The sequence below is a fragment of the Agrobacterium sp. RC10-4-1 genome (assembly GCF_014138475.1).
In the GTDB taxonomy this organism is placed as follows: Bacteria; Pseudomonadota; Alphaproteobacteria; order Rhizobiales; family Rhizobiaceae; genus Agrobacterium; species Agrobacterium pusense.
The window spans coordinates 684225-709020 of record NZ_JACJIT010000001.1 but is presented as its reverse complement, the minus strand read 5'-3'; the positions used below and the strand labels follow the sequence as shown (position 1 = coordinate 709020).

Here is a 24796-nt window from a genome sequence, read left to right as displayed (position 1 = left end):
CGAACACAATGAATGGCGGAAACCGTGGCGAAACTGAGAAGAGAAACCCATACGGCCTATTCGGAAGCGGCTTCGCTGCGGCTGCGGGCGGCATGGCTCTATTATAATCAGGGTATGACGCAGAAGGACGTCGCCGAAAAACTGGGTATCAGCCGCTCCACCGTCATCCGCCTGCTGGACGAAGCGATGAAGCGCTCCGAAGTGCAGATATGGATCAATGAGGGCATCGAAGATTTCGTCTCGCTGGCCGGCCAGCTTGAGGCGGCTTACGGGCTGGACGAGGCCGTGATCATCCCCTCTCCAGACAAAGCCAGTGCCGAAGGCACCGCCAAGGCCGTCGGGCTGGCGCTCGGGCAATTTCTCTCCGAAGCGGTGCCGAATGGCGCCACCATCGGCGTTGGCTGGGGTCGCACCATGACCGCCTCGCTTTCCAGCTTCCGCCCGCCGCGCCGGGAGAACTGCAAGGTCGTTTCGCTGCTCGGCGGTATCGTCGCCGTGCACCAGACCAATCCGCTCGATTACACTTGGCGGCTGGCGAGCGCGCTCGGCGCGGAATGTTACATGTTCCTCGCGCCGCTGCTGGTGGATTCGGTTGAGACCAAACGGGCGCTGATCGAAAAATGTGGGCTTGCAACGCTGTACGATCTCGCCGAAACGCTCGATCTTGCCATCGTCTCCTGCGGCGATATCGGCCCGCACTCCACATCTTTGTCGGAAGGTTTCATCTCCAGGGAGACGCTGCGCGAACTCATTGACGCCGGCTGCGTCTGCGACACCATGTTCAACTTCATCGATGCCGAGGGCCGCTCGGTCGATCATCCAATCAACCAGCGCGCCATGGCGATCGATCTCGATACGCTGCGCAAGGCCAAACACATCGTGCTTGCCTCCGGCGGCGCCCACCGCGCCATCGCCATCCGCGCCACGATCAAGCGGATCGGCTGCAATACGCTGATAACGGACGAGGCGGCGGCGCGGGCGTTGATGGCGCTGGTTTAGGCGTTGTCAGGCAACCTACTCAGACACCCCTCATTCCTGTGACAAGCACAGGGATGAGGGAGACTAGCCTCACACCTTTCCCGTTTCCCAACCCAGCATCGCCCGCTTGCGAGTGAGGCCCCAATGGTAACCCGTTAGAGCCCCGCTTTTGCCGACAGCGCGATGGCAGGGAACGACGAAGGACACCGGGTTTGCCCCCACTGCGGCACCCACGGCGCGGGAGGCGGTGGGCTGGCCGATATCACAGGCGATGTGCGAATAGGTGACCGCGCGGCCCATCGGGATTTTGAGGAGGCTTTCCCATACCCGCACCTGAAAATCCGTACCGAGCAGCACAACACGCAGCGGCCTGTCCGCCGACCACATGGACGGATCGAAGATGCGGGCGGCATAAGGCGCGGTCGCTTCGCGATCCTCGACATAATCCGCATTCGGCCAGCGGCCGGCCATGTCCTCAAAACAGGCCCTCTCCTCACCCGGATCGGCAAAAGCGCAGCCGGCAAGGCCACGATCGGTCACCATGACCAGCGCAAGGCCGAAGGGCGAGGCGTGGAACCCGTAGCGGATCGTCAGCCCGCCGCCCTTCGCCTTCCATTCGCCGGGCGACATGGCTTCATGCGTGACGAAGAGGTCGTGCAGGCGTCCCGGCCCCGACATGCCGACCTCGATCGAGGTTTCGAGCAGCGGCAGATCCTCCTCGCGCAAAAGCCGCTTGGCATGATCGAGCGTTACAGCCTGTAGGAATGCCTTGGGCGAAAGGCCGGCCCAGCGGGTGAAAGTCTTCTGCAATTGCGTCGGTGAGTGGCCGAGCCTTGCGGCAATGGCTTCGAGGGAGGGCTGCTCGCGATAATCCAGCGTCAAAAGCTCGATGACCCCGCGCACCGTGTCGTAATCGGATCCGATGGGGGTGATGTCTTCGTTCAGCGCAATATTGGCGTTCATCGCAAATCTCCTAACGGGTAAGAGAAAACCATTAAAGCGTGGTCGTCTCCACCCGTTTCTTGCGCCCTGCTCCATTTCTACCGTCATACCGGCCTCGAGCCGGTATCCAGCCAGCCCAAGTCCTTGGGCTGAAAGGAGTCTTTTCGGCCGCGCCGACGCGCGTCGGCTGGATTCCGGCTCAGGGCCGGAATGACGGAGGGAGAGCTGGATTATCCTCTTACATCCGCCGCACCGTCGCCAGCGCACCGCCAAACGCCTTGGCAAAGCTTTCCCGATCATCTGGATTGAGGAACGAGCCGATGTCGGTCGCCCGGCCCTCGCCCGTCACATGCATCGAGACGATGCCGATCTCGTCATGCCGCCTCACCCTGAAACGCGCCCAGAACGGATTGAAGCGATGCTCCACCATTCGTCCGGCAGGGGAGAATTTTCGGATCGACAGGCTGGTGCGCGAGACGCTGACCTCCTCCCGCGCCTTGGCCGCCCGGTAATTGGCGCGGAAAGCGATATAAAGCAGCAGAAAATCCAGTCCGAAAAACAGGCCGATCGGCCACGCTCCAGTGGCGAAGAAAAAGCCGCCATAGATCAGGCAGGCAAATCCCGACAGGATGAGAAGGAGCCGGAAACCGCGGCGGCCAAGCGAACGGTGCGGAACGAGTTCCGCCGCGAAAATCGGCTGGTCGTTGAGCGTATCCACGTTGCTTTCCTTTGGGCGGGCTGGCTATAGATAATCCATGACAATCGCCAAGAAACGATCCAGCACCCAAACCTTGAAAAAGTCAAATCCGGCAGCCGCGCGCAGGCCGGCGCGGGTGAAGACGGCCTATTCCAGGGAGGAGCTCAGCGAAATCTTCCGCCGCTTTTCCATCCAGCGGCCGGAACCGAAAGGCGAGCTGGAACATACCAATCCCTTCACCCTGCTGGTGGCTGTGGCGCTGTCAGCACAGGCGACCGATGTGGGCGTGAACCGGGCCACCCGCGCGCTGTTCAGGGTGGCCGATACGCCGGAAAAGATGCTGGCGCTCGGCGAGGAAGAACTGATCGGTTACATCAAGACCATCGGGCTTTACCGTAACAAGGCGAAAAACGTCATTGCCCTGTCGCAGATGCTGATCGACAATTTCGGCGGCGAGGTGCCGAAGACCCGCGACGAACTGGTGACTCTTCCCGGTGTGGGCCGCAAGACGGCCAATGTGGTGATGTCGATGGCCTTCGGCGTGCCCACGCTTGCGGTGGACACACATGTGTTCCGCATCGCCAACCGGCTCTGTCTTGCGCCGGGCAAGACCCCTGACGAGGTTGAAGACCGGCTGATCCGCATCATTCCCGAAGAATATCTGTTCCATGCCCATCACTGGCTGATCCTGCACGGGCGTTACTGCTGCAAGGCACGCAAGCCGGAATGCGAGCGCTGCGTGATTGCCGATATCTGCAAATCGCCGGAAAAGACCTTCGATATTCCGGCGCCGCTGGTGGAATTACCCGCGCAGCTGTTCGGTTCGGCTGGCGGCGAATGAAGGGTCGCGGCGGCTGACAGCCTTGTGCAGATGCACCATCATGGAGGCCGCAAAAAGCGGCGTCAGCAGGTTGAGGAATGGAACCGCCAGAAAGGCCGCAATGACCAGCCCGGCCATGAAGACGGTGGTGCGGTGTTTTACCCGGAACAGCCGGGCGTCAGCGGGCGAGCGAAAACGCATCGCCGCGAATTCGAAGAATTCCCGGCCGAGCAGGTAACCGTTCACCAGAAAAAACGCGATGAGGTTGATACCGGGAACAAGCAGCAGAAAAAGCGCAATGAGGTTGCCGGCAATGACAACGCCGAAAAACTTGATGGAGGAGAGCACGGCCTCGCCCATCGGCATCGCCTTGCCGGGCGGATCGTCCGGATAGCTCTTTTTTTCAACCACTTCGGCAACATCGTCGAGAAACAGGCCGGCGATGACGGCAGTGACCGGCGAGATGAGCAGCGCCAGTGCCAAAGCCAGCCCTATTCCGGCGAAAATGGCGAAAACGAAGCTCAGCCAGCCCGCCCAGTCCGGCACGCCGGGAATCAGCGCATCTATCCATGGCAGGGCGAAATAGATGAAGATCGAGCGGATGGCGAACCACAGGGCCGCGAGCACGAGCAGGGTGAGCCCCAGTACCTTCCAGAATACCGACCGGGTTTCGGCGGCAAAGAGATTTTGGAAGGCGAGCCGCGCCGCATCAAAAATCATTCGGAACTCCTTGAAGCTTCTCGGGTTGGGGCACTCTCTCAGGAGGAGATAGGCGATGACCCCATCCTGCGCAAGACGGGGACCCAAAAGGTAGATTAGCGCGATCTAAACCGGAGATGGAATTTCTCTTGAATAAAAGGTATCTCTAAAATATAATAATATACCTATCATAATTCGCATTCCGGTCCGGTGGAGGACAAGGCCGGAAAAGCTATCCCCCACCGTCAAATTGCGGTTCGCACGCTTGTCCGCGCGCGCGCATGCATCATCGTTCAATAAAGATAAGAATGAGGCGTTGGTGGAAAAGCTGCTGTTGAACCTTACGCGCGCCATGAAGGCAGGCACCCCTTCCGAGCGCAAGATCGCCAAATATCTGATCGAACATCTCGACGAATTACCGTTCGAGACGGCGCAGACGCTGGCTGCGAAGCTCGGCCTCAGCCCGATGACGGTCGGACGTTTCCTGCGCTCGCTGGGATACCGGCAGTTCAGCGATATCCGCGCCGATCTGCGCCATGCCGAAGAAACCGCCGGCGCGGACCAGCCCGCAACGGCGGAAGGCGGCGAACGCCAGTCCAACCCGTTTTCACAGCTTCTTTCGCAGCAGATCCAGGCCGTCCAGACCGCCTTCGACATGACGTCCCAGTCAATCTGGCGGCTTGCCATGAACGAGATCGCCACGGCGGGCGATGTCTTTCTGGCAACCTCGCCGGAAGGTCTCGATGCCGGGCGGCATTTCTACGCGCGTCTTCTCGAAAGCCGGGGGCACATCCATTATCTCGGCAGCGACAGCGCCGCCTATGTTGCCCTGTGGGATTTCGACGCCGCGAAGACCCTGCTCGTCATCATGGATTGCGGCGGCAGCCTGTCACCGCTGCAGCGCTTGGCTGCAATGGCGCGCAAGAGCGGCTATCGCACATTGCTGATCACCACGCGCTTTTACGAATGGGGCCCGGAAAGTGCCGACCTCTGTCTCGCCATGCCGCAGGCGCAAAATGGCGGCCAAGGCTTGCTGCAACTGGTTTCCCTGCTGGAATTCACCCTCTGCGCGCTAAGCGCCGGGGCCGATGACGCAACAAAAGCGCGGGCGAAAAACTTTGCCGCGCTGAAGCGCTCGCTACGCGGCTGATCTGCGCTTGGCAGGCGGCAGGATCGAGTGGCCACCACCTGTTTCTTCTCCCGCCGGAGAAGAATCGCGCGGCATCCGTCAGCAAAAATTCCACGCTGATAAGTCAAAGACTTTCCAGCTCCTGACGATGCCGGTACATGGCGAGAAAACGGCGATAATCCCGCTCATAACGTGGTCCCCGCGCCGGATCGCCTGATATTTCCGCGTTGCCGGGATACATGGCGGCGCCAGCAGCCGCGAGGCTTGCATGCACCCCGCCGGCGGTTGCCGCCGTCATTGCCGTGCCCAGTAACACCGCATCGGCGGTGGCGGGAACCACGATGCGCTTGCCGGTCACATCGGCATAAAGCTCCATCAGCAGCGGGTTTTTCACATGTCCGCCAGTGACATGCAGGCTCTCCACGGCGTAACCGAAACGCTCCATCGCATCGAGCACATGGCGCGCGCCGAGCGCAATCGCGACGGCGGTGCGCCAATAGAGACGGCAGAGGCTGTCGAAAGACGTATCCAATGTCAGCCCGCTGATGACGCCGACGGCGTGCGGATCGGCAAGCGGGGAGCGGTTGCCGTGAAAATCCGGCAGCACATGCAGCCGCTCGGCAAAGGCCTCGCCCTCAAGCGCCCGCAATTCCGTTACCCGCGCAACGATGCGGGCATGCAGCGCCGTATCCGGCTCCCCGCCCGCTGCATGCATGCGTACCATATGATCGAGCAGCGCGCCGGTGGCCGATTGCCCGCCCTCCACCAACCAGTGCCCGGGCAGGATCGCCTGCCAATAGGGGCCCCAGAGGCTATGGCCGGGCATCTGCCGCTCCGACACAGCGACAAGGCAGCTCGAAGTCCCGGCGATCAGCGCAACATGGCGGCCAACATCGGCAGACAGGCATCCGCCCAGCGCCCCCAGCGCGCCGGCATAGGCGTCGATCATGCCCGCAGCGACCTGACAACCGGTATCCAGCCCAAGCTCGGCTGCAGCTTCGGGCGAAAGCGGGCCGATGCTTTCTCCCGGCATCACGGTGGTTTCGGGGAGCCCCGCCCGCTCTCTCAAGTCGGCAAGCCCCGCCAGTTCGAGATAATCCGCCTGCCAGCCGGGATTTTCCTGCGCAAGAAAATTCCACTTCGCCGTCTGCGTGCAATTAGAACGTTTTGCTGAACCGGTCGCTTTCCACGTCAGGAAATCCGCCAGATCGAAGGCTAAGGACATGCGCGACCAGCTCTCGGGCATATGCTGCTTCAGCCACATCAGCTTCGGCATCTGCATTTCCGGCGAGACGCTGTTGCCGGCGAAATCCAGCACCCGGTGTCCCGATGCCGTCAGCCGGTCGGCCTCCGATATCGCCCGGTGATCGAGCCAGACGATGGTGTCGAACCGGTCTTCCCCGGTCACGGATACCGAAACCGGCTCACCCCGCCCATCGCGGATGACGAGCGAACAGGTGGCATCGAAACCGATTGCAGCAATGCTTTCCGGCGGAACACCCGCCTCGGCAAGCGCTGCCCTTACCACGATGCAGACCGCCTTCCATATGTCGGTGGAATCATGTTCGGCGTGGTTTTCCTGCGGCCTCTGCATCAGGATCGGATGGGTGGCGCGGGCAAGCAGCCGGCCGGCCGCATCGAAAATGCCGGCCCGGGCGCTGGCGGTGCCGACATCGACAGCGACGAGATTTTGACGCTTCAAGACTGCAATTCCATCCCTTGCGCAACGGCCCGGCGACAGCGGCGGCAGGCGAAATCCGTTTTAGCCTGCATCACGTTCCGCTTGGCCGCCCAAACCGCCCTTCCCCACATAGCTGCCGACAAGTTGGACCAAATCCGGCATCGCGTCAAACACGGCATCCGCGCCAAGCCCGGCGATCTTTTCACGGAATGCGGGAAAACGGGCATGCGAACCACCGGTAAAAGCAAAAACGCCCATGCCGGCGGCCTTTGCCGCGGCAATACCGGCCGGGCTGTCCTCGATCACGATGCAGTGACGCGGATCGACGCCCATCTGGCGCGCCGCGTGCAGGAAGAGATCAGGCGCCGGCTTGCCGTTCTTCACCATGGTGGCGCTGAAGACATGCGGTTCGAATTTGTCGATCAGGCCGGTCAGCCCCAGCGAATAACGGATACGTTCCGGCTGACTGGAGGAAGCAACACAGCGCCTGAATGGCACAAGCCTGTCGAGCGTCTGCGCAATGCCGTCGATCGGCTGCAACTCGCTTTTGAAGCGCTCGAATAGCGTCGCCCGCATATGATCGAGAAAATCGATATCCGTCTCGACACCGTAATCCTCGAACAACGTCCTTGTCATGCTGGCGACGCTTCGGCCGAGAAAGCGCTCATAGGCTTCCTCCTCCCCCATCGTCACACCCAGATGGGAGAGCATGTCGAGGAGGACGGAGATGGAAACCGGCTCGCTGTCGACAAGAACGCCGTCGCAGTCGAAAATCAAAAGGGGGCCGGTGTCGTCTTCCATCTCATCGTCACTTTTCAGCCAGCTTGTCATCCAGATAAAGCTGCAAGGTCTTCGCTGTACCCTCTTGCCACAGCGTCTTCAGCGCGTGGGCGAAGCGTTTACGGAAAAGTTCCGATTCGGCAACTGCTCCGAAAATATCGCTAAGCGCGAGGAAGGCCATGGGATCGTCCTTGGCCTTGATGGCCGCCGCCTGCAGGCGCTCGGCGCTGGCATCGTTGAAGACGATTTCCTTGCCGCTGTCCGAGGTGCCTTGAAAATAACGGCACCACAAGGCCGAAACCAGCGAAAGACCGGTGATATCCTCTCCGCGCTCCAGCCGGTCGGCGGTGGAAGGCAGGATGAATTTCGGCTGGCGGTTGGAACCGTCCTGCGCCAGACGCGGAATGGTGTCGCCAATCTTCGGATTGAGGAAGCGCCGCTCGATCAGCGCGAAATACTCATTGAGGTCCGTATCCGGCACCGGCGGAATGACCGGTATGATCTCTTCCTTTTCGAGCTTTGCCAGAAACGCCCGGATCAGCGGATGCTCCATCGCCTCGTGCACAAAGTGGATGTCGAGCAGCGCCGCAGGATAGGCGATTGCCGCATGGCCGCCATTGAGGATGCGGATTTTCATATGCTCATAGGGCGCAACATCGGATACGAACTGCACGCCCGCTTTCTCGAGCGCCGGGCGGCCCGCCGGGAAATTATCCTCCATCACCCATTGCTTGAATTCTTCGCAGAACACCGGCCAATTGTCTTCGATGCCAAAATCGTCTTGGGCGATCTTGCGTTCGCGCTCGCCGGTGGCTGGCGTGATGCGGTCGACCATCGAATTGGGGAAGGCAACGTTTTCGCCAATCCAGTTGGCAAAGGCAGGATCGGACAAAGCCGCCAGCCCGACCACGGCATTTTTCGTGACCTTGCCATTATGCGGAATGTTGTCGCAGGACATGACGGTGAAAGGCTGTACGCCCTTCTCGCGCCGCGCCTTCAGCCCGGCGACGATCAGCCCGAACACGGTTTTCGGCAAAGCCGGATTTTTGCCGTCTGCGGCAATCGCTGGATGCTGCGGATTGAAGGAGCCGGAGGCGTCAATGAAGTAACCGCCTTCCGTGATCGTCATGGAGACGATGCGGATCTTCGGATCGGCCAGTTTTTCGATGATCGCCGCGCTATCGCCGACCGGCAGAATATCGATCATCGGCCCGGTGACACGCGCACCGGTGCGGTTATTGTCCTGCTCTACAACGGTCGTCAGGAAATCCTGTGCGGCGAGTTTTTCGCGCATCACCGTATCCGACGGCAGGACACCCGCGCCGATGATCGCGAAGTCATGGTCCGCTCCGGTGTTGAACAGGTCGTCGAGATAAACCGCCTGATGGGCGCGGTGGAAATTGCCAACGCCGAAATGCACGATGCCGGCAGAAAGATCGTCCCGGCTGTAGGACGGAACGGCCGCGGTCTTTTTTGCTTCGTCAAGCGTTGCGAGGGAAAGTTTGCATGTCATGTCATGATCCTCGAAGGGAAAACGGTGGTCTTGCCAATCGCCCTGTCGCGGGCGTTCGGACTATCTGCAAACGGCCGCCACCGAATGGCGAGCCGCTGCGTCTTTAGGGCCAGCCCCGCCTAGATTGCTTTGCCCTTGTCATCGAACCTGTGGATTTTGGTATCGTCGGGCGTGATGAAGACAGTGTCGCCGTGCTTGCAGGCGAATTCGCCGTCCGCGCGGGCGGTAATCGCGCCGATGCCTGGGACATCGATATGCAGAAATGTGTCGGAGCCGAGATGTTCGGCGACGGTGACCTTGCCCTGCCAGAGACCGCTTTCCTTCGACAGCACCAGATGTTCCGGCCGAACCCCGGCTGTGGCGGCACCCTTTTGGCGGGCGAAGTCACCGGTGATGAGGTTCATGCGCGGCGAGCCGATGAAGCCGGCGACGAAGAGGTTGGCGGGAGAGCGATAGAGCTCCATCGGGGAACCGACCTGCTCGATATTGCCACGGTTCAGCACCACGATCTTGTCGGCCATGGTCATGGCCTCCACCTGGTCGTGGGTAACGTAGATCATCGTCGTTTTCAGCGTGTTGTGCAGCTCGGAGATTTCCAGCCGCATGGTGCCGCGCAGCGCCGCATCGAGGTTGGAGAGCGGCTCATCAAACAGGAAGGCGGAAGGCTCGCGCACGATGGCGCGGCCGATGGCCACGCGCTGGCGCTGGCCGCCCGAGAGCTGTGAGGGCCGGCGTTCGAGATAATCGGTGAGGTTCAGCACCCGTGCCGCATCCTCCACCTTCTTGTCGATAACCGCCTTGTCCAGCTTGGCCATCTTCAGCGGGAAGGCGATGTTGTTCCTGACACTCATATGCGGATAAAGCGCATAGGACTGGAACACCATGGCAAGGCCACGCTCGGCTGGCGCACGCTCGGTCACATCCTTGCCGTCGATGACGATCTTGCCGCCGGAGACATCCTCCAGCCCGGCGATCAGGCGCAGAAGCGTGGACTTGCCGCAACCGGAGGGACCGACGAAGACGACGAATTCGCCATCGTTGATATCGAGATCGATCGACGGGATGACCTTTGCCTCACCGAAGACCTTGGACACGTTCTGAAGGGAAATGCTGCCCATGTTTGTCGTTCCTTATTTCACGGCGCCAAAGGTCAGGCCGCGCACGAGTTGCTTCTGCGAGAACCAGCCAATGACGAGAATGGGGGCGATCGCCATCATCGAGGCGGCCGAAAGTTTTGCCCAGAACAGCCCCTGCGGCGAGGAGAAGGAGGCAATGAAGGCCGTCAGTGGTGCCGCATTGGTGGTGGTCAGCCGGATGGTCCAGAAGGATTCATTCCAGGCGAGGATGACGTTTAAGAGCAGCGTCGAGGCAATGCCGGGCACCGCCATCGGTGTCAGCACATGCACGATCTCGTTCCACAGCGATGCACCATCCATGCGCGCCGCTTCCAGGATCTCGCCGGGAATTTCCCGGAAATAGGTGTAGAGCATCCAGATGACGATCGGCAGGTTGATGAAAGTCAGCATGATGGTGAGGCCAATGCGGGTATCGAGCAGCCCGGCATTGCGGAAGATCAGATAGATCGGCACCAGCACGGCCACCGCCGGCATCATCTTGGTGGAAAGCATCCACATCAAAATGTCCTTGGTGCGCTTGGTCGGCGAGAACGCCATGGCCCAGGCGGCGGGAATGGCGATGATCAGCGCGATGATCGTAGAACCTAGTGACAGCACCACCGAGTTCATGAAGGGCTTGAAGTAATCGCGCTGGGTCTGGACCGTCACGTAATTCTCAAGCGTGCCCGAGGGAATGAGGCTGAAGCCGGCGATCGCCTCCGGCTCGGTCTTGATCGAAGTGAGGAAGGCGTAAAGGATCGGGAAGAACAGCAGGAGCGCGACGATCCATGCAGCGATGGAGAAGCCGATCTTTGCGCGAGTGGTTGTCTTGCGGGCCATGATGTTTCCCCTTTACCGGTCGAGGTTCTTGCCGACCGCGCGCATCAGGAAGATGGCGACGATATTGGCGAGGATGACGGCGATGATACCGCCGGCCGAAGCGCCACCGACGTCGTAACCCAGAAGTGCGGTGCGATAGATGAGGAAGGCAAGGTTGGTGGAAGCGTAACCCGGGCCGCCATTGGTGGTGACGAGGATTTCCGCGTAGACGCCAAGCAGGAAGATTGTCTGGATGAGGATGACGACGGTGATGGCGCGGGAAAGATGCGGCAGCGTCAGATAGATGAAGCGGTTGACGAAGTTTGCGCCATCCATCTCGGCCGCCTCCTTTTGCTCACCATCGAGCGATTGCAGCGCGGTGAGCAGGATCAGCGTCGCAAAGGGCAACCATTGCCAGGCGACGATGATGATGATGGACAGCAGCGGAAACTGTGCAAACCAGTCCACCGGCTGGAAACCGAAGAAGCGCGACAGATCGGCGAGCACGCCGTAGCCGGGATGCATGATCATGTTCTTCCACACCAGCGCGGCAACCGGCGGCATGACGAAGAAGGGCGAGATGATCATGATGCGCACGATGCCCTGGCCGAAAATGTCGTTGTCAAGCAACAGAGCAATGGCAATGCCGCCGATCACGGTGATCAAAAGCACCCCGCCGACGATCAGCAGCGTGTTCCAGATCGACTGGAAAAAGGCGGGGTCGGTGTAGAAATACTGATAATTGAACAGGCCGGCGAAGCTGACATTGGCCGGGTTCAGGAGGTTGTAGTTCTGGAACGAGAACCACAGGGTCATTGCCAGAGGCACGATCATCCAGACCAGAAGCAGCAGAACCGAAGGCGCAAGCATCACCCGCGCAAGACCGCTTGTGTTTCGTGTTGCCATTTGCACTCACCTCCCCTTGGGCTCGGGCATCAAGAGATGCGCCCGGCATATCCGGAAGAACCGGCTCATTCTTGTTTTGATTTGAAAGCTATCGAAGCCGCATGGCGGTCTTCAGCCCGCAGTCTCGCTGCCCGGCATTGGCGCCGGACAGCGATCTTCGGGAGGATTACTTGATGTAACCGGCGCGGGTCATTTCGCGCGTCGCCGTCGACTGGGCGCTGGCAAGCGCGTCATCGACACTGGACTGACCGGCAACGACCGCCGAGAACAGCTGACCAACCGTGGTGCCGAGCGCCTGGAATTCAGGGATCGCCACGAACTGGCCGCCGGTGTAAGGCACGGGCTTTACAGTCGGCTTGGTGATGTCGGCGGCATCCATGGCGGCAAGCGTCGGCTTGGCGAAGGCGGCAGCCTTTTCATAGTCGGCGTTCTTGTAAAGCGAGGTGCGGGTGCCCGGAGGCACGTTTGCCCAGCCTTCCTTGGAAGCGACGAGTGCGGTGTAGTCCTTGCTGGTCGCCCAGGAGATGAACTTCTCAGCGGCTTCGGCCTTCTGCGAGCTCTTCGGGATAGCAAGGTTCCAGGACCACAGCCAGTTGCCGTGGTTCTTCAGCTCGCCATGGGTCGGGAAGAGCGCGTAACCCACCTTGTCGGCAACGGTGGAATCCTTCGGATTGGAAACGAAGGAGGCAGCCACAGTGGCGTCAATCCACATGCCGCATTTGCCCTGCTGGAACAGCGTCAGGTTTTCATTGAAACCGTTGGAGGAGGCACCGGACGGGCCGGCATCCTTCATCAGATCAACGTAGAACTGCAGCGAGCTCTTCCATTCTGGCTGATCGAACTGCGGCTTCCAGTTTTCATCGAACCAGCGGCCACCGAAGGAGTTGGTGAGCGCGCTGATGAAGGCCATGTTCTCGCCCCAGCCGGCCTTGCCGCGCAGGCAGATGCCGTTGATATCGGCCTTGCGGTCGGTGATCTTGCGGGCCGCATCGCCGATGAATTCCCAGGTGGGGTTATCAGGCATCTTCAGGCCGGCTTTTTCGAACAGGTCCTTGCGATACATGATCATGGCGGATTCGCCATAGAAGGGGGCTGCGTAAAGCTTGCCGTCAGCGGAAAGGCCGCCACGGATCGCCGGCAGAATGTCATCCACGTCATATTTGTCGCCGAGCTTTTCGAGCGGCAGCAACCAGCCCTGCTTGGCCCAGATCGGCACTTCGTAGTTGCCGATGGTCATGATGTCATACTGGCCGCCATTGGTGGCGATATCGGTCGTCACGCGTTCACGCAGGACGTTTTCTTCAAGCGTGACCCATTCGACCTTGATGTCCGGGTTCTTTGCCGTGAAGTCGGAGGTCAGGCCCTGCATGCGGATCATGTCGCCGTTGTTCACGGTCGCGATGGTCAGCGTTTCGGCGGAAGCAAGGGTCGTAAAGGCGAGTGCCGAGCATGCGCCCAGCAAAATGGTCTTCAATGTCATATCTTCCTCCCAGAAGAAAAATGATGAGCATTCGCTTTGCTCTGGGGCATTTACTCACCCGGAGACCAAAAATGTCAAGCGACATCCTGTGCTGCGACGCACAGGGAAAAACCAAGCTCTTGATTTTACGTAATTAATTTTTGCTCAGTGTGTGAGCAAATATTCACTTGTCGCTTCGTCGGTGATGAGCCCGTTCAACAGGCCACCCTTCAGCGCCGCCAGAATCGATGCGTTCTTGCGCGCACCCTGCGCCATGCCGATGACGGTGCAGGTGTCTCGTGAGGGAATGGGAACGGAGGCGACGCGCTCGTTGACAGCGTGATCGAGGATGTGGCCGTTGGCATCATAAATCCACCCACAAATCTCTCCCACCGCCCCGCTCGCCATCAGTGCCTTCATCTCGTCGACATCAAGAAACCCATCGACGCAGAGCGGTGCATTTTCGCCGAGCTCACCGATACCGACGAAGGTAACATTGGCAGCGGCCCCCAGCGCCAGCGTGGAGCGCACCATGGATTGATCGTGCAGCAACTCGCGTTCTTCCGCCGATGAGCAGAGCACCGGCAGCGGCATCGGGAAATGCCTGGCCTTGATCGCGTCGGCCATGCTGAAGATGACGTTGTAATAGGCGGCCGATCCGTCTGGGCCGATATTGCCCGTCAGCGAGACGATGCGGTGCTGCGGGCATTCCATCGGCGGCAGCTGGTCCACGGCGGCCTTCAATGTACGGCCGGTGCCGATGGCGAGCACGATGGGATCGACATTTCTCAGCCAGCGCTCGATTTCCGCCGCTCCGGCCTCGGCGATACCCACCGTGGAAGAAATCCCGGCAGGATCGCTCGGCACGACTTCGATATATCCAAGGCCGAATTTTTCCTTGAGACGTTCGGCTTTTTCGAGACAGGCGGCGATGGGGTGGTCGAGCCGAACCTTGATTAGCCGCTCGGCAACGGCCAGCGACACCAGCCGCTGCGCCGACTGCCGGGAAATGCCCATGGCGGCGGCAATCTCGTCCTGCGTGCGACCGGCGACATAATAAAGCCAGCCGGCACGGGCCGCATCATCCAGCCGTCCATGTGCGTCGTTTCGTCTGGCCATGCCGCTGCCCTCTGAGAATTACGTCTGCGCATTTGCTGGCATTTTTTTGCAGCGGCTGTCAAACGGGGGGATGCGCAGGGGAGCGTGCGACGGGCGTAAAATCATCTGTCGTGGCAGTGCGGCAGGTTTCTTCTCCCCGAGGGGGAGAAGGTGGCCCGAAGGGTCGGATGAGGGGGCAAGCTCTCGGTTTATCTCTACCCTTGCCCCCTCATCCCGCTGCCGCGGACTTTTCCCCGGCGGGGAGAAGAAATATGCGGGAACCACCCGGTCCCTTTACCTGCGTCAGCCCGAAGCCAGCACTGCTCAATCAAGCCGCTTCCTGCACCAGGTGCCCCGCCGAAACCTCACGATAAAGCCGCTGCGGCGGCACATAGTCCACCGGCCGGATCGGGCTTCTGATCTCGTCGGTCGCCATGTTGCGCTTGATCTGCCGTCGCGCGGGATCAGGCACCGGAACGGCGGACATCAGCTTCTTCGTATAGGGGTGCTGGGGATTATCGAAAACGGCCGCGCGCGGGCCGATCTCGACGATCTCGCCAAGATACATCACCGCCACCCGGTGACTGACGCGTTCCACCACCGCCATGTCATGGCTGATGAACAGGAAGGCGAGGTTGAGGTTCTGCTGCAGGTCGAGCAGCAGGTTGCAGACCTGCGCCTTGATCGAGACATCGAGCGCCGATACCGCCTCATCGGCGACGATGACCTTGGGATCGAGCATAAGCGAGCGGGCAATGGCGATGCGCTGGCGCTGGCCGCCGGAAAATTCATGCGGGAAGCGCCGCATCATATCCGGGCTCAGGCCCACTTTTTCCAGAAGATCGGCAGCCTTTTCCCGGGCCTGCTGTTTGGTTCCGAGGCGATGTTCGATAAAGGGCTCCATGATCGCCGTGCCGACGCTCATGCGCGGGTCGAGCGAGGCGAAGGGGTCCTGGAAGATCATCTGCACGCTGCGGCGCATGGTTCGCAGCGTCGTCTTGTCGAGCTTCAGCACCTCGTAGCCATCGAGCATGACATCGCCTGACGTCGGCTCGATCAGCCGGGTGATGGAGCGGCCCGTGGTGGACTTGCCGCAGCCCGATTCACCCACCAGCGAGAGGGTTTCGCCCTCGGCGAGATCGAAGGAAACCTTTTCCACCGCATGCACGGCGCCGGATTTGCGGCCGAATAGGCCGGAGCGGATGTCGAAACGGGTGGTCAGATCCTTGACCGAAAGGATGGGCGTGCGGCCGCCGGAGACAGTATCCTTCACGTCCGCCACAGGCTGACTTTCGCCGGTCTTGATATCGATGATCGGGAAACGGGCCGGCAGCAGCCTTTCCTTCATCGAACCCAGCTTCGGCACCGCGGAAAGCAGGGCACGCGTATATGGGTGGCGGCCACGATGGAAAATGTCGTCGGTGGCGCCGGTTTCCACCACATCGCCACGGAACATGACGATGGTGCGGTCCGAGACTTCCGCCACCACGCCCATATCGTGGGTGATGAAGAGAACCGACATGCCCTCCTCTTCCTGCAATGTCTTGATGAGGTCGAGAATCTGGCCCTGGATGGTCACGTCGAGCGCCGTCGTCGGCTCGTCGGCGATCAGCAGCTTCGGTTTGGAGGCAAGCGCCATGGCGATCATCACGCGCTGGCGCATGCCGCCGGAAAACTGGTGTGGATAATCGTCGAAACGGTTCTTCGCATTGGGAATGCGGACTTTTTCCAGAAGCCGGATGACCTCGGCCTTTGCGGCAGAGGAGGAAATATCCTGATGTACGGTCAGCGCTTCGGCGATCTGCTTGCCGATCGGAAAGATCGGGTTGAGGCTGGTCATCGGCTCCTGGAAGATCATCGAAATGTCCTTGCCGCGGACCTTGCGCATCTCTTCTTCCGGCAGTGCCAGCAGATCGCGCCCGCCGAGCATGACCTTGCCTTCGATGCGGCTCGTCTTTTTATCGAGCAGCCGCATGATGGAGAGCGAGGTGACGCTCTTGCCCGAGCCGCTCTCGCCGACGATCGCCACCGTCTCACGCGGCGCGATCTCGAAACTCATATTGCGCACCACGGATTTCCAGCCGCCATCGACGCGGAAGGAGGTGGTGAGATTTTGAACCGATAAAACCGGGCTGACCGAACCGCCGGTCTGTTCCATTGATGTCGCTGCCAAAAGCATGCCGATCTCCTGAAAAGCAGAAGGCGGCCACGAGGGGCCGCCGGATGTCTCATGCAGCAAGTGCAGTTTCGGCCATCGAAACCCAGTAGCTGATGCCGTAAGGCAGCGCGTCGTCGTTGAAATCATAGGCGGCATTGTGCAGCCCGGCGGTATCGCCATTGCCGATGAAGATGAAGGCGCCGGGGCGCGCTTCCAGCATGTAGGAGAAATCCTCGGCGCCCATATGCGGATTGGGATTGGTGTTGACGGCGTTGGCGCCGGCCACACCCATCGCCACGCCGGTCGCGAATTCTGTCTCGTCACTGTGGTTGAACGTGACGGGATAACCGCGATCGTATTTCACCTCCACCGTCGCGCCATGAGCCATGGCGGTGGCGGCGGCCACTTCCTTGAGGCGCTTTTCGGCGAAATCGCGGGTCTCCGGCAGCAGCGTGCGCACGGTGCCGGTCAGCGTCACTGCACCGGGAATGACGTTGGACGCCGTGCCGCCATGGGTGGTGGCCACGGTGACGACGAGTGATTTCAACGGATCCGTCTCGCGCGAGACAATGGATTGCAGGGCGATGATGATATGCGCCGAAGTCAGCACCGGATCGATGGAAAGATGCGGTGCCGCCGCATGGCTGCCCTTGCCGGTGATGGTGATTTCGAAACTGTCCGCAGCCGCCATGGTGGAACCCTTGCGGATGGCGAACTGCCCGACGGGGATGCCCGGCTCGTTATGCATGCCATAGACCTGCGAGATGCCGAATTTCTCCATCATGCCGTCATTCAACATGGCAAGCGCTCCCGCGCCACCTTCTTCCGCCGGCTGGAAGATCACGGCCACCGACCCCTTGAAATTGCGCGTCTCGGCCAGATATTGCGCCGCACCCAAAAGCATGGCGGTATGCCCGTCATGACCGCAGGAATGGGCCTTGCCCGGCGTCTTCGAGGCCCATGGCTTGCCGCTCGTCTCAAGGATCGGCAGCGCATCCATGTCGGATCGGAAACCGATGGTCGGACCATCCCCGTGCCGGCCCTTGATGATGCCGACCACGCCTGTTTTGCCAATGCCCGTTTCGACCACGTCGCAGCCGAAGGATTTCAGTTTTTCGGCAACGAATTTCGATGTTTCGTAGACATCGTAGAGCAGTTCCGGGTGTTCATGCAGATGGCGCCTCCAGCCGGCAACTTCTTCCTGCATTTCAGCCACACGGTTCAATATCGGCATTCTCTTTTTCCCTTTTTTTGTTCCCCGCCGGGTTGTCGGACGCCATATTGAGTTTGGAATTTCCTCTTTTGCAAGCATGAAATTTGCTGCATGAGCGAAAAATAGGCCCAAAACTAAATGGCTCAAAATTTGTTCATCAATGAAACATTGGGACTTGCTTTTCAAAAAAACTGACAATAGCATCATCTGGAATGGAGGAATATTCCTTAGCAAAGTCAAATAGTTAGAACAACAGACCTTGCACATGACGACGGGAAAAGCGTCAAACATTCAAACAGATAAAATCCAAAAAGGGGAAAACCACAATGAAGAAGCGCAGCGTTCTCTTTGCCGGCACGGTGGCGGCCATGGCTCTCGCGGGCTCTGCCGCCCACGCCGAGCGCGGCAGTGACGGCGAACTGAAAATCCTGTTCTGGCAGGCCGTGTCGACGCTTAATCCCTATCTTTCGGGTGGCACGAAGGAAGTCTACAGCTCGTCCATGGTTATCGAGCCGCTGGCGCGGTATGACGAAAAGGGCGAGCTGGTGCCGATGCTGGTGACCGAGATTCCGACGATCGACAATGGCGGCGTCGCGAAGGATCTGCTCAGCATGACGTGGAAGCTGAAGACCGACGTGAAGTGGTCTGACGGCACGCCCTTCACCGCAGAGGATGTGATCTTCACCTGGAAATATTGCACCGCACCCGATGGCGGCTGCGCGCAGGCGGCACAATATGAGGGCGTGAAGAACGTCGAGGCCATCGACGCACACACCGTCAAGGTCAGCTTCACGGAGCCGAAACCCTACCCCTATTCGGCATTCGTGGGCGCACAGTCGCCGGTCATCCAGAAGAAGCAGTTTGAAAAATGCGTCGGCGCGGCAGCTCCCGGCTGCACCTCCGCCAATTTCGGCCCCATCGGCACCGGCCCCTTCGTCGTCAAGGATTTCAAGCCGAACGACGTCATCAGCTTCGTTGCCAACCCCAATTACCGTGACCCCGCCAAGCCTGCCTTCGCCACGGCGACCCTGAAGGGCGGCGGCGATGCCGCTTCCGCCGCGCGCGCCGTGCTGGAAACCGGGGAATTCGACTATGCCTGGAACATGCAGGTAGAGCCGGAAATCCTCGCCACCATGGTGGCGGCCGGCAAGGGCAAGCTGGAAACCGCCTTCGGCACGCAGGTCGAGCGTATCAATCTCAACTGGTACAATGCCGATCCTTCGCTGGGCGACAAGCGCTCCACCAAACAGGCCGGTCCCCATCCGGCCATTTCCGATCCCGCCGTGCGTCGCGCGCTTTCGCTCGCCATCGACCGTGAGGTCATCGATGAAGCAGGTTACGGAGAAGCGGGCAAGCCGACCTGCAACATCGTACCGGCTCCGGAAGCCGTCGCTTCCACCAAGAATGACAGCTGGTGCCTGAAGCAGGATGTGGAAGGCGCAAACAAGCTATTGGACGATGCCGGATGGGTGAAGGGTGCCGATGGCATTCGCGCCAAGAATGGCGTGAAACTTTCCTTCCTTTACCAGACGTCCACAAACTCGGTTCGCCAGGCCACGCAGGAACTGGTGAAGGACATGTGGTCGCAGATCGGCGTCGCTTCCGAACTGCGCAATGTCAGCGCCTCGGTCTTCTTCGGCGGTGACCCGGCGAGCCCGGATACCTTCCAGAAATTTTATGCCGACGTCGAAATGTACACCAACAATTTCGACGGTACGGACCCGGAAAAATATCTGGCGGAATGGCTGTGCGACAAGATTCCGGCCCCTGAAAACGGCTGGCAGGGGCAGAATATTCCGCGTTACTGCAACCCGGAATTCGACAAGCTTGTGGGTGAACTCTCCAAGACCGCCGACCTTGCCAAGCGTGCGGAGATTTCCAAGCAGCTCAACGACATGCTGACGGAGGAAGGCGCGCATATTCCGCTCATCCACCGCGGCAGCGTTTCCTCGCATTCGCTAACGCTTGAGGGCGTGCGCATGAATGCCTGGGACTCGGAACTCTGGAACGTCGCGGACTGGTCCCGCAAGAAGTAACACGCAGATGCGCCGGCTTCTCCCCCGGAGAGGCCGGCCTTCTGCATGCCCCTGGACCATGTTCTGAAGACACATTTGCCGCGTTAAGGCGAAATAGCTCCCAATTTTCGCTCTGCCGCGCTCTGGGTCTGGAGAGTTTCAGATGTTTACCTTTACGCTCCGGCGGCTAGCCTTTGCCGTTCCGACGTTGCTCGTCATCAGCTTCGTCATCTTCGCGCTGCTTGATCTCGCGCCCAACGATCCGACCGGCGACCTTCCCCTCACCATCCCGCCTGAAGTGCGTGAGCAAATCCGCGCCTCGCTTGGCCTCGACCAGCCCTTCTTCATCCGTTACCTGATGTGGCTGCAGCAATTCTTCATCAACGAGCCGCTGAACCTCTTCGAAAAGCTGACCGGCTGGCAGATCGGCGATGGCAGCCGTATGCGGGTGCTTTCCTGGGCGACACGCAGCCCGGTGGTCGATCTCGTCATCCAGCGCATGCCGCAGACACTGTGGGTGGTGGGCCTTGCCTATCTCTTCGGTGCGCTGCTGGCGATCCCGATCGGGGTGATCTCCGCATACAAGCAATATTCGATCTTCGACCAGATCGGCACTTTCGTCTCCATGGTCGGTTATTCGGTGCCGACCTTTTTCACCGGCGTGCTGCTGGTCGTCATCTTCAGCTCTTACCTGCAATGGTTCCCTTCAGTCTACGACACCAATCTGAGGGTCACGGACTGGGCGAGCTTCGTGGCGCAGGTGAAGCAGATGTTCCTGCCGGTGCTGGTCCTGACGCTCTATAACGTCTCGCAGATCAGCCGCTTCGTGCGCGCCTCCATGCTCGACAATCTGCATCAGGATTACGTGCGCACCGCACGCGCCAAGGGCGTGAAGGAAAAATCCGTGCTGCTCATCCACGTGCTGCGCAACAGCCTCATCCCGGTCGTAACGGTTATTGCGCTTGGGGTGCCGACCATCTTCTCCGGCGCCATCATCACCGAGCAGATTTTCCGCGTGAACGGGCTTGGCCAATTGCTGATAACAGCCGTTCAGGGGGCGGATATTCCGCTGGTTCAGACGCTGACCTTCATCTTTGCGGTGCTGATCGTGCTCTTCAACCTGATTGCCGACGTACTTTACGGCATTCTCGACCCGAGGATTCGCTATGACTGACGCCACCATTACAGCACCGACGGTTGCGGCCACCCCCACGCAATCCGCCCTTGCCGATATCTGGAAACAGTTTCGCGTTCACAAGGGCGGCGTGGCGGGGCTCTTCGTCTTTATCTTCATCCTGCTCGCGGTCTATGTCGGGCCTTATATTCACACCGTTGCTCCGAACGCCATCAATGTGAAGGCGCGCAACCAGTGGCCGTCGCTGGCGCATCCCTTCGGCACCGATAATCTTGGCAAGGACATGCTGGCGCAGGTCCTGGCCGGCGGGCGCATTTCGCTTGCCGTCGGCATCACCGCCATGCTGCTGGCTCTGTTCCTCGGCACGCTGGTGGGTGTTCTATCAGGTTATTTCCGCAGGCTGGACGGACCCTTGATGCGCCTCACCGACCTGTTCCTGGCCCTACCGCTTCTGCCACTGCTGCTCGTCATCCTGATGCTGTTTCGCGACACGCTGCGTGCGGCCTTTGGGCCGGAGACTGGCATCTTCATCCTGATCGTCTTCGTGATCGGGATAACCAGCTGGATGCATACAGCCCGCATCGTGCGCGGTGATGTGCTGACGATCAAAAGCCAGGAATTCATCATGGCTGCGAAATCGAGCGGCATGCGCGAATACCGCATCATCCTCAGGCATATTCTGCCGAATGTGCTGAGCTCGATCATGGTCTCCGCCACGCTCGGCATCGCTGCCGCCATCATCACGGAATCCGCCCTCTCCTTCCTCGGTCTCGGCTTCCCCTCCGACTTTCCGACCTGGGGACGGCTGCTGTTCGACGGCGCGAACTTCCTGCAACTGACGCCCTCGCGCGTGTTGTGGCCGGGGCTGGCGATTTCGCTGACGGTTCTGAGCGTGAATTACATCGGCGATGCCGTGCGCGATGCGCTTGATCCGCGGGCGCTGAAGAGCTGAACGCTTCCCTTCCCTTATCCCTGTGCTTGTCACAGGGATTCAGCCAGCCCAAGTGCTTGGGCTGAAAGGATTCTACCCGTCGCGCAGGCGCGCGTCGGCTGGATTCCCGTGACAAGCACAGGAACGAGGTTGAGGGTATCGCGGCACAGAAGCGGGACGCGTCCTAGTGATAATTCACCTTTTCTGCATCCAGAATGCTGTCCGCATCCAGCGCGGCAATCGGGATATCGTTCCGCGCCGGAATATCGCCAGAAAGCTGAAGCGCGAGATAACGCCCGCAGCAGACCCGCAGGAACGAGGTGAAATTGCCGAGATCGTGCCCGGCATCGATCGATTCATTATAAAGCTTGGCGATGAGCTGCACGCTGTTCATGCCGTCGCGCCGCGCGATCTCGTCCAGCGTCGTCCAGAAAAAGTTCTCAAGCCGGACACTGGTGACCATGCCATCGATGCGGAGCGACCGCGTATGGCTTTCCCAGAGCGCTGGGTCTGCCTTGATGAAGAGCTTGCACATGGTTTCCTCCCTCACCACGCCTGAGATATAGGCGGAAAACGGGGCCGGAAAAAGCCCCGTTCGCCGGTCTTATTTACCGAGCACCGCCATGAACTGCGAAAGCCAGGCGGGATGGGCGGGCCATGCGGGCGCCGTCACCAGCTTGCCGTCGGTCACCGCCGCATCGATGGCGATATCGGCATAGGTGCCACCTGCCAGCTCCACCTCCGGGCGGCAGGCGGGATAGGCCGAGCAGGTGCGGCCCTTGAGCACACCCGCAGCCGCCAGCAATTGCGCGCCATGGCAGACGGCCGCGACAGGCTTGTCTGCCTCGAAGAAATGTTTCACCGCCGCCAGCACGTCCGCATTGAGCCGCAGATATTCCGGCGCACGGCCACCAGGAATGACCAGCGCATCGTAATCCGCCGGTTTGATATCGGCGAAGGTGGCGTTGAGCGCGAAATTATGGCCGCGTTTTTCCGAGTAGGTCTGGTCGCCCTCAAAATCGTGGATGGCCGTGGCGATGGTCTGGCCCGCCTTCTTGCCGGGGCAGACGGCGTGCACCGTGTGGCCGACAGCGAGCAGCGTCTGGAACGGCACCATGGTCTCGTAATCCTCGGCGAAATCACCGGTGATCATCAAAATCTTCTTCGGCATGTCTGCTCCTCCCGTTTTCGAATGCCTTTGGGCACCCTAACAGGAGGGATCGAGATGCGGGTATTATGGCAATACTACATGCCCGATAAAGGTGATATCAGCCGGCCGGCGGCTCCGGCCAGCGCCGGACGCCACCACCCCAATCCTCGAAAGACTTGGACAATTTGAGCACGAATAGATCCTGGTAACGCGGACCGACGATCTGCAGGCCGATGGGCATGCCGGATGCCGAGAAACCGCAATTGATCGAGGATGCCGGCTGTTCCGACATGTTCCACGGCACGGTGAAAGCGATATGCTCGAAGGGGCGTGCAGGATCGTTGGTGGGAGAAGCCCAGTCGGCAGGATAGGAGACGATGGGGTTAACGGGTGAAATCACCACATCAACGGACTGCATCAACCGCCCGCAAACTTTACGCATTTCCATGGTCTGATTGAAACCGAAAACGGCACGCGCGCCGGAAACATCAGCGCCCTTTTCCGCCCATTCGTGAATATAGGGAAGGATCGCGGCACGACGATCCGCGCTCAACGCCACCATGTCGCCCCAGAACTTCGCCCGCCAGAAATCATCCAGCCCGTCGAGCATCTCACGCGTCAGCACCGGCTCGACCGGGATGACAATGGCGCCAGCCGCCTCGAACAGTTTTGCAGCCGCGACAACGGCGTCGCGCACCTCTTCGTCCAGCGGCAGGCCGCAGCCCGCATCCAGCATCAGTCCGATTTTCAGGCCTTTCACATCAATATCGAGGTCCATCCAGTCGATGCTGTTCGGCGGCAGCGATGTGCCGTCGCGCCAGTCCGGCCGCGAAAGCGTTGCCATGGCATAAGCCGCATCAACGACCGTGCGCGTCATCGGCCCGGCACAGCGGCCGGTATAATAGGGATCAACCGGGATACGACCCTGGCTCGGCTTGAAGCCGAAGAGGCCCGTCCACCCCGCCGGCAATCTTACCGAGCCGCCAATATCCGTGCCGATATGCAAGGTGCCGTAACCCGCAGCACCGGCCGAAGCAGCACCGGCGCTGGAGCCGCCGGGATTCTGGCTCGGGTCCCACGGGTTGCGGCTGAGCTTATGGAAGCTGGAAAGGCCAGAGGAGAGCATGCCGTAATCCGGGCAGGTCGTCTTGGCATAGATAATCGCGCCATCCTCACGGCAACGGGCGGCCACCGGCGCGTCTTCAACCGCGGGCACAAGCTCCACCGCCCTGGTGCCGAGCGGCACAGGATGGCCTTTCGTGGCGATGAGTTCCTTCAGCGAGACCGGAATTCCATCGAGGGCTCCCAGCGTTTCACGCTTTTGCCAGCGCTCCGTCGAGGCCAGCGCCTGCCTGCGCGCATCCTCCGGATCATAAGCGTAAAGGGCGTTCACAACCGGCTCGAATGCCTCGATACGCGCCTCCACCGCCTGCCAATATTCCGATGGCGAGAGTTTCTTTTCCCGGTAAAGCGCCAGAATTTCGAGCGTGTTGAGGTGTATGAGATCGGTCATGGCATCGTCTCGTCAGAAAAACAGGAAATAGCGGCGATATCGGCT

At 60.2% G+C, this 24796-nt stretch carries 22 protein-coding genes; 6 read left to right on the top strand and 16 right to left on the bottom strand.

What is annotated here, in order from left to right; all coding sequences use genetic code 11:
- Positions 1 to 24 precede the first annotated feature (24 nt).
- Entirely contained in the window at positions 25 to 999 is a 975-nt protein-coding gene (locus FHW77_RS03190) for a sugar-binding transcriptional regulator (protein ID WP_044459383.1), read from the top strand.
- Between the two features lie 69 nt (positions 1000 to 1068).
- Here the strand turns inward: FHW77_RS03190 and FHW77_RS03185 are convergent, their stop codons facing one another.
- Together FHW77_RS03185 and FHW77_RS03180 are read right to left on the bottom strand one after the other, a co-directional pair.
- A complete protein-coding gene (locus tag FHW77_RS03185; RefSeq protein WP_004445238.1) occupies positions 1069 to 1941 on the bottom strand; it encodes a methylated-DNA--[protein]-cysteine S-methyltransferase in 873 nt (290 codons plus the stop codon).
- A 217-nt stretch (positions 1942 to 2158) separates the two neighbouring features.
- Positions 2159 to 2638 carry a DUF2244 domain-containing protein gene (locus tag FHW77_RS03180; RefSeq protein ID WP_004445240.1) on the bottom strand — a complete coding sequence of 160 codons (480 nt, stop codon included), beginning with the start codon at positions 2636 to 2638 and terminating at the stop codon, positions 2159 to 2161.
- 37 nt (positions 2639 to 2675) lie between these two features.
- Between FHW77_RS03180 and nth the strand changes: the two genes are divergently transcribed.
- On the top strand, positions 2676 to 3458 hold the full coding sequence (nth, locus tag FHW77_RS03175; protein WP_004445242.1) for an endonuclease III: 783 nt from the start codon (positions 2676 to 2678) through the stop codon (positions 3456 to 3458).
- Here nth and FHW77_RS03170 read toward each other — a convergent pair.
- Entirely contained in the window at positions 3420 to 4157 is a 738-nt protein-coding gene (locus FHW77_RS03170) for a sulfate transporter family protein (RefSeq protein WP_004445244.1), read from the bottom strand. The genes nth and FHW77_RS03170 overlap by 39 nt on opposite strands.
- 295 nt (positions 4158 to 4452) lie before the next feature.
- Here FHW77_RS03170 and FHW77_RS03165 point away from each other — a divergent pair, with 295 nt between their 5' ends.
- On the top strand, positions 4453 to 5286 hold the full coding sequence (locus FHW77_RS03165) for a MurR/RpiR family transcriptional regulator (RefSeq protein WP_044459382.1): 834 nt from the start codon (positions 4453 to 4455) through the stop codon (positions 5284 to 5286).
- A 103-nt stretch (positions 5287 to 5389) separates the two neighbouring features.
- Here the strand turns inward: FHW77_RS03165 and FHW77_RS03160 are convergent, their stop codons facing one another.
- The 10 genes from FHW77_RS03160 to FHW77_RS03115 form a co-directional block, all read right to left on the bottom strand.
- A complete protein-coding gene (locus tag FHW77_RS03160) occupies positions 5390 to 6967 on the bottom strand; it encodes an FGGY-family carbohydrate kinase (RefSeq protein WP_044459244.1) in 1578 nt (525 codons plus the stop codon).
- Positions 6968 to 7027: 60 nt separating this feature from the next.
- Positions 7028 to 7747, bottom strand: coding sequence for an HAD family hydrolase (locus FHW77_RS03155; RefSeq protein WP_037092314.1), 720 nt, complete (start codon positions 7745 to 7747; stop codon positions 7028 to 7030).
- 7 nt (positions 7748 to 7754) lie between these two features.
- Positions 7755 to 9239: a mannitol dehydrogenase family protein gene (locus FHW77_RS03150; RefSeq protein ID WP_064263429.1), complete on the bottom strand. Its 1485-nt coding sequence runs from the start codon at positions 9237 to 9239 to the stop codon at positions 7755 to 7757.
- 119 nt (positions 9240 to 9358) lie between these two features.
- Positions 9359 to 10357 carry an ABC transporter ATP-binding protein gene (locus tag FHW77_RS03145; RefSeq protein ID WP_004445254.1) on the bottom strand — a complete coding sequence of 333 codons (999 nt, stop codon included), beginning with the start codon at positions 10355 to 10357 and terminating at the stop codon, positions 9359 to 9361.
- Between the two features lie 12 nt (positions 10358 to 10369).
- Positions 10370 to 11194, bottom strand: coding sequence for a carbohydrate ABC transporter permease (locus tag FHW77_RS03140; protein WP_004445255.1), 825 nt, complete (start codon positions 11192 to 11194; stop codon positions 10370 to 10372).
- A gap of 12 nt (positions 11195 to 11206) precedes the next feature.
- Positions 11207 to 12079, bottom strand: coding sequence for a carbohydrate ABC transporter permease (locus FHW77_RS03135; protein WP_004445256.1), 873 nt, complete (start codon positions 12077 to 12079; stop codon positions 11207 to 11209).
- Positions 12080 to 12245: 166 nt separating this feature from the next.
- Positions 12246 to 13559, bottom strand: coding sequence for an ABC transporter substrate-binding protein (locus tag FHW77_RS03130; protein WP_004445257.1), 1314 nt, complete (start codon positions 13557 to 13559; stop codon positions 12246 to 12248).
- A 144-nt stretch (positions 13560 to 13703) separates the two neighbouring features.
- On the bottom strand, positions 13704 to 14657 hold the full coding sequence (locus FHW77_RS03125; RefSeq protein ID WP_004445260.1) for a sugar-binding transcriptional regulator: 954 nt from the start codon (positions 14655 to 14657) through the stop codon (positions 13704 to 13706).
- A gap of 307 nt (positions 14658 to 14964) precedes the next feature.
- On the bottom strand, positions 14965 to 16815 hold the full coding sequence (locus FHW77_RS03120) for an ABC transporter ATP-binding protein (RefSeq protein WP_044459381.1): 1851 nt from the start codon (positions 16813 to 16815) through the stop codon (positions 14965 to 14967).
- 49 nt (positions 16816 to 16864) lie between these two features.
- On the bottom strand, positions 16865 to 18028 hold the full coding sequence (locus tag FHW77_RS03115; protein ID WP_004445263.1) for a M20 aminoacylase family protein: 1164 nt from the start codon (positions 18026 to 18028) through the stop codon (positions 16865 to 16867).
- Between the two features lie 305 nt (positions 18029 to 18333).
- Between FHW77_RS03115 and FHW77_RS03110 the strand changes: the two genes are divergently transcribed.
- From FHW77_RS03110 to FHW77_RS03100, 3 genes are all read left to right on the top strand, one after another.
- Entirely contained in the window at positions 18334 to 20043 is a 1710-nt protein-coding gene (locus FHW77_RS03110; RefSeq protein WP_004445265.1) for a peptide ABC transporter substrate-binding protein, read from the top strand.
- A 142-nt stretch (positions 20044 to 20185) separates the two neighbouring features.
- The gene (locus FHW77_RS03105) at positions 20186 to 21196 is read left to right on the top strand and encodes an ABC transporter permease (RefSeq protein WP_004445267.1); all 1011 of its coding nucleotides are present in this window, start codon (positions 20186 to 20188) and stop codon (positions 21194 to 21196) included.
- The gene (locus FHW77_RS03100; RefSeq protein ID WP_004445269.1) at positions 21189 to 22109 is read left to right on the top strand and encodes an ABC transporter permease; all 921 of its coding nucleotides are present in this window, start codon (positions 21189 to 21191) and stop codon (positions 22107 to 22109) included. Before FHW77_RS03105 ends, FHW77_RS03100 begins: the two co-directional genes overlap by 8 nt.
- Before the next feature lie 163 nt (positions 22110 to 22272).
- Here the strand turns inward: FHW77_RS03100 and FHW77_RS03095 are convergent, their stop codons facing one another.
- The 3 genes from FHW77_RS03095 to FHW77_RS03085 form a co-directional block, all read right to left on the bottom strand.
- A complete protein-coding gene (locus FHW77_RS03095; protein WP_004445271.1) occupies positions 22273 to 22623 on the bottom strand; it encodes a ribbon-helix-helix domain-containing protein in 351 nt (116 codons plus the stop codon).
- A 69-nt stretch (positions 22624 to 22692) separates the two neighbouring features.
- Complete coding sequence (locus tag FHW77_RS03090; protein WP_004445273.1) at positions 22693 to 23259, bottom strand: DJ-1/PfpI family protein; 567 nt, start codon at positions 23257 to 23259, stop codon at positions 22693 to 22695.
- Positions 23260 to 23356: 97 nt separating this feature from the next.
- On the bottom strand, positions 23357 to 24751 hold the full coding sequence (locus FHW77_RS03085; RefSeq protein WP_004445275.1) for an amidase: 1395 nt from the start codon (positions 24749 to 24751) through the stop codon (positions 23357 to 23359).
- Positions 24752 to 24796 lie beyond the last annotated feature (45 nt).